This window comes from Actinoallomurus acaciae, assembly GCF_042429965.1.
GTDB classification, from domain to species: Bacteria; Actinomycetota; Actinomycetes; order Streptosporangiales; family Streptosporangiaceae; genus Actinoallomurus; species Actinoallomurus acaciae.
On record NZ_JBHLZP010000549.1, the window covers coordinates 1 to 5,209 of the forward strand.

Annotated in this window: 5 protein-coding genes and 1 pseudogene; all 6 read right to left on the reverse strand. The window is 72.7% G+C overall.

The window, feature by feature from the left end; all coding sequences use genetic code 11:
- On the reverse strand, window positions 1-1,306 hold a 1,306-nt coding region (locus ACFFNX_RS41490), incomplete at its 3' end, for a lactate utilization protein B (protein WP_378211681.1).
- A gap of 73 nt (window positions 1,307-1,379) precedes the next feature.
- Window positions 1,380-2,081 (reverse strand): (Fe-S)-binding protein, encoded by a 702-nt coding sequence (locus ACFFNX_RS41495; RefSeq protein ID WP_378211677.1) that lies wholly within the window; start codon window positions 2,079-2,081, stop codon window positions 1,380-1,382.
- Window positions 2,082-2,085: 4 nt separating this feature from the next.
- Window positions 2,086-2,886 (reverse strand): amidohydrolase family protein, encoded by an 801-nt coding sequence (locus ACFFNX_RS41500; protein ID WP_378211678.1) that lies wholly within the window; start codon window positions 2,884-2,886, stop codon window positions 2,086-2,088.
- Window positions 2,883-3,800 carry an aldo/keto reductase gene (locus tag ACFFNX_RS41505; RefSeq protein WP_378211679.1) on the reverse strand — a complete coding sequence of 306 codons (918 nt, stop codon included), beginning with the start codon at window positions 3,798-3,800 and terminating at the stop codon, window positions 2,883-2,885. The genes ACFFNX_RS41500 and ACFFNX_RS41505 overlap by 4 nt, the downstream gene beginning before the upstream one ends.
- On the reverse strand, window positions 3,800-4,816 hold the full coding sequence (locus ACFFNX_RS41510; protein ID WP_378211680.1) for an ABC transporter permease: 1,017 nt from the start codon (window positions 4,814-4,816) through the stop codon (window positions 3,800-3,802). Before ACFFNX_RS41510 ends, ACFFNX_RS41505 begins: the two co-directional genes overlap by 1 nt.
- Window positions 4,817-4,853: 37 nt before the next feature.
- A pseudogene (locus ACFFNX_RS41515) lies at window positions 4,854-5,209 on the reverse strand (sugar ABC transporter ATP-binding protein); the annotation flags it as partial.

Here is a 5,209-nt window from a genome sequence, read left to right on the forward strand (position 1 = left end):
CCGACAGCGGGCCGGGCAGCCGACGCGGCGTCCAGCGGCGCAGCCGGCCCGCCGAGCGCTGCGTCACCGACAGCCACCGCGGCGAGTTCAGCACCCGCCGCGCCGCGCCCATCGCGACCCGCTGCCCGAGATGTCCGTGTGCGACCACCTTGGAGCGCAGGTCGAGCAGCACCTCCGGAATGTTGATCGCCACCGGGCACACCTCGTAGCAGGCCCCGCACAGCGTCGAGGCGTACGGCAGCGACTCCTCCAGGGGGCTCGCCATGCCTCGCAGCTGCGGCGTCAGGATCGCGCCGATCGGGCCCGGGTAGACCGAGCCGTACGCGTGGCCGCCCGCGCGCTCGTACACCGGGCAGACGTTGAGGCAGGCCGAGCAGCGGATACACCGCAGCGCCTGCCGCCCCACCTCGTCGGCCAGCACCGACGTGCGCCCGTTGTCGAGGAGTACGAGGTGGAACGTCTGGCCCTCGGTGGCGCCGGTCCACATCGAGGTGTAGGGGTTCATCCGCTCGCCGGTGGACGAGCGCGGCAGCAGCTGCATGAACACCTCGAGGTCCCGCCACGTCGGCACGATCTTCTCGATGCCGACCACGGAGATCAGCGTCTCGGGGAGCGTGAGGCACATCCGCCCGTTCCCCTCCGACTCCAGCACCACGAGGGTGCCCGTCTCGGCGACGGCGAAGTTGGCGCCGGAGATGCCGACCTTCGCGGACAGGAAGCGCTCGCGCAGGTGCAGCCGGGCCGCCTCGGCGAGAGCGCGCGGGTCGTCCGCCAGGTCGGCCGGCGCCGGCCGCCCCCACGAGGCCATCTTCGAAAGGAAGATCTCGCGGATCTCCGACCGGTTGCGGTGGATGGCCGGGACGAGGATGTGGGAGGGCAGGTCGTCGCCGAGCTGCACGATCAGCTCGGCGAGGTCGGTCTCGTACGCCCGGATGCCCGCGGCCTCCAGCGCCTCGTTCAGGCCGATCTCCTGGGTGGCCATCGACTTGACCTTCACGACCTCGGTCTCGCCGGTGGCCTTCACCAGGCCGGTGACGATCCGGTTGGCCTCGTCGGCGTCGGCGGCCCAGTGCACGGTGCCGCCCGCCGCCGTCACGGCGTCCTCCAGCCGCTCCAGGTAGACGTCCAGATGCCGGAGCGTGCGGTCCTTGATCGCGGCGCCCGCCGCGCGCAGGGCGGCCCAGTCGGGCTGCTCGCCGACGACGGCGGCACGCTTGGCGCGGATGGTGTGGGTGGCGCCCCGCAGGTTGTGCCGCAACTGCGCGTCGGACACGGCCGACGCCGACGCCTCCGGAAACGCGGGCATCCCGACAAAGGTGTTCACGGGCCCTCCTCCGTCGGGAGGGAGACCGTGGGTGCGTGTCCTCCGGTTCCCTCGGTCACGAATCCTCCTCGGTGGCGGCGAGGATCTCCGCGAGGTGCATCACCCGCACGCCCGTACGCTGCCGCGACAGCGCGCCGCCGATGTGCATCAGGCAGGAGTTGTCCGCGGCGCAGAGCACCTCGGCGCCGGTGTCGAGGACGCCGCGCACCTTGTCGGCGCACATCGCGGCCGAGACCGCGGGGTTCTTCAGCGAGAACGTCCCGCCGAAGCCGCAGCACTCCTCCGCCCCGCCGAGCGGGAGGAGCGTCAGCCCGCGCACCGAGGACAGCAGGTCCACGGGACGCGACCCGACCTTCAGGGAGCGCAGCGAGTGGCAGGTGGGGTGGTAGGTGACGGTGTGCGGGAAGTACGCGCCGACGTCGGTCACGCCGAGGACGTCGACGATGAACTCCGTCAGCTCGAAGACCCCGCCGGGCGGTTCGACGCCGAGCGAGGGGTACCACTCGCGCACCATCGCCGCACACGAGCCGGACGGCACGACGACGGCCTCGTGACCGCCGAAGGTCGACACGAAGCGCCGGGCCATCGGCCGCGCGTCGTCGCGGTAGCCGGTGTTGAAGTGCATCTGACCGCAGCACGTCTGGCCGGGCGGGAAGTCGACGTCACAGCCGAGCCTCTCCAGCAGGCGGACGACCGCCTTCCCCGTCTCGGGGAAGAGCGTGTCGTTGACGCAGGTGAGAAAGAGCGCGACGCGCATGAGATCAACCTAGCCGGTAGACCCGGCGGGCGGTTCCGCCCATCACCTCGGCCGCCGCGTCGGCCGGGATCACCTCTTCGGCCAGGGCGGTCACCTGGGCGGGCGTGGCCGCCAGGGTGCACACCGGCCAGTCGGAGCCGTACATCGTCCGGCTCGGGCCGAACGCGGCCAGCACGTGACGCGCGTACGGCACGATGTCCGCCGGTCTCCAGTCCGGGCCCGCCTCGGTGACCAGGCCCGACAGCTTGACGGTGACGTTCGGCAGGGCCGCCAGCTCGGTGATCCAGCCCGCCCACGGCTCCCACACGCCGTGGGCGATGTCCGGCTTGCCGGCGTGGTCGAGCACGAAGGACACCTCGGGCAGCCGGCGTGCCACGTCGAGGGCCGCGGCCGCCTGCGGCGGCCTGACCAGCAGGTCGTAGACGAGTCCGGCGGCGCCGACGGCCGCGATGCCGCGCATCACGGGCGGACGGGTGAGCCACCCGGGGTCCGGCTCGTCCTGTGCCAGATGCCGGATGCCGACGAGCGGCCCGGCGCCCTTCAGCTCCGCGAGGCGCTCGGCCACGTCCGGCGCGGTGAGGTCGGTCCAGCCGACGACGCCCCCCACGGGCGCGGTGAGGAGCTCGCGGGTCTCCGACTCGTCCGTCACCGCCTGGACGACGACGCTCTCTCGGGCCGGGACGGGCTCGGCGTAGCGGGCGAGGTCGAAGCGGCCGCGGATCGGGTCGGCCCACGGACCGTCCATCCAGGAGTAGTCCCGCACGGCCGTGTCCCAGAGGTGATGGTGCGCGTCAACAGAGATCAAAGCTCGTCCCAGAGTGCGTCGGGGATGTCCAGTTCGAGCAGGTCGGCGTTGTCGTCGACCTCGGCGGCGGACCGGCAGCCGGCCAGCACGGACGCCACGGCCGGATGCCGCAGCGGGAACCGCAGGGCGGCGGCGCGCAGCGGCACCCCGTGCCCGGCGCAGATCTCCTCCAGCCGGGCCACCCGCGCCCGTACCTCGGGCGGGGCCGGGTGGTAGTCGTACCGGGTGCCGCCCGCGAGCAGCCCGGTGTTGTAGACGCCGCCGACGACGACCGACGTGCCGCGGCGCTCGCAGGCGGGCAGCAGGTCCTCCAGGGCCGACCGGTCCAGGAGCGTGTAGCGGCCGGCGCACAGGACGACGTCGAGGTCGAGGCGTTCGACGAACCGGGTCGGCATCGCGGACTGGTTCATTCCGGCCCCGATGCCGCGGACGACGCCCTCCTTACGGAGCTCGGCCAGCGCCGGGTACGCCGAGGCGTACACCTCTTCCTCGTGGTCGTCGGGGTCGTGCAGGAAGACGATGTCCACGCGGTCGGCCCCGAGACGCTCCAGCGACCCGTACAGCGACCGCCGGACGCCGTCGGCGCTCCAGTCCCAGACGCGGCGCAGCGGCGGCGGGTCGGCGAAGCCCGCCGGCTCCGGCGGCTCACCGGGGCCCAGCGGGACGAGCACCCGCCCGACCTTCGTGGAGATCACGCACGCCCCGGGCAGGGCGGCGCCGAGACGGCGCTCGCCCCGCCCGGCGCCGTAGTGCGGCGCGGTGTCGAAGTAGCGGATCCCCCGCTCGTAGGCCCGCCGCACAGTCGCGGTGGCCTCGGCGTCGGAGACCGCCTCGTACAGCCCGGCGAACCCGGCACCGCCGAGGCCGAGCACGCTGACCTCGACCGTCGTGTCACCGAGTCGGCGCAGTTCCATCACTGGTCCTGCGCCTGTCCCGAGGTGATGCGGCTGATGATCAGGGCGATCAGGATGATCGCGCCGTTCAGCGCGTTGATCCACTGAGCCGGGACACCGGCCAGGGTCAGCACGTTCTGGATCATGTAGAGCAGCAGGATGCCGGTGAACGCGCCGAAGACCGTGCCGCGCCCGCCGTTCAGCGACACGCCGCCGATGACCGCCGCCGCGAACACCGTGAAGATCGCGCCGTTGCCCTGGCTGGCGGCGACCGACGCGAGACGGCCGGTCAGGAGCAGACCGCCGAGGGCGGCGAGCAGGCCGCCGACCACGAGCGTCGACCACAGCACCCGGTCCACCCGGATACCGGCCGCGCGGGCCGCGTCGGCGTTGCCGCCCACGGCGTACAGCGACCGGCCGAACCGCGTGTAGCCGGTCACCACGATCGCGACGGCGTACAGGATCAGGCAGATCCAGACCGAGGCCGGCAGGCCGATCCACACGGCGTTGCCCAGGTAGATCATCGAGCTCGGCAGGTTGAAGAACGTCTTGCCGCCGGTGATGCCGGTGAGCAGGCCGCGCAGCACGATGAGCATGCCGAGCGTGACGATGAAGCCGTTCAGGCGGAACCGCACGATCAGCAGGCCGTTCACCGCGCCGATGACCGCGCCGACGACCAGTGTCAGCGGGATCGACCACGCGCCGGACAGCCAGCCGAGGCCGTGCGCGACGCCGGGCGCGAGCGTCAGCCACGCCGCGACGCCCGGGGCGAGGCCGAACGTCGACTCCAGCGACAGGTCCATCCGCCCGCAGATCAGTACGAGCGCCTCCGCCAGCACCAGCAGCGAGATCTCCGACTGCTGCTGCAGGACGTTGACGAGGTTGTCCCAGTGCAGGAACACCGGGCTGACGAAGTAGCCGACGATCGCGATCACGATGATCGCGGGCACCAGCGCGAGGTCGCGCAGACGCGCGAGCCGGGGCGCGGCGATCCGGCTCCCGGCCGACGCCGCGGCGACCGTCTCAGTCTCAGTCACGGCTGGAGGTGCCGTGTTCCCGGTTCCCGCGCTCCGCTCACTCACGTATGCCCTCCATTGCGGCGATCAGCTCATGGTCGGCCCAGCCCCGGGGCATCTCGGCGACGATCTCGCCCTTGAACAGGACGATCACCCGGTCGCACGGCCGCAGGTCATCGAGGTCGTCGGAGACGACCAGGACGCCGGCACCGCGCGCGGCGGCGTCGGAGGCGGCGCCGAGCAGCGTCTCCTTGGCCCGTACGTCGACGCCGGCGGTCGGCTGGAGCAGCACCAGCGCCGTCGGGTCGCCCGCGAGCGCGCGGGCCAGCACCACCTTCTGCTGGTTGCCGCCGGACAGCGCCGCGACGGGCTGCCCGGGCCCGGCCGCCTTGATGGTCAGGCGCTCGATCGCCT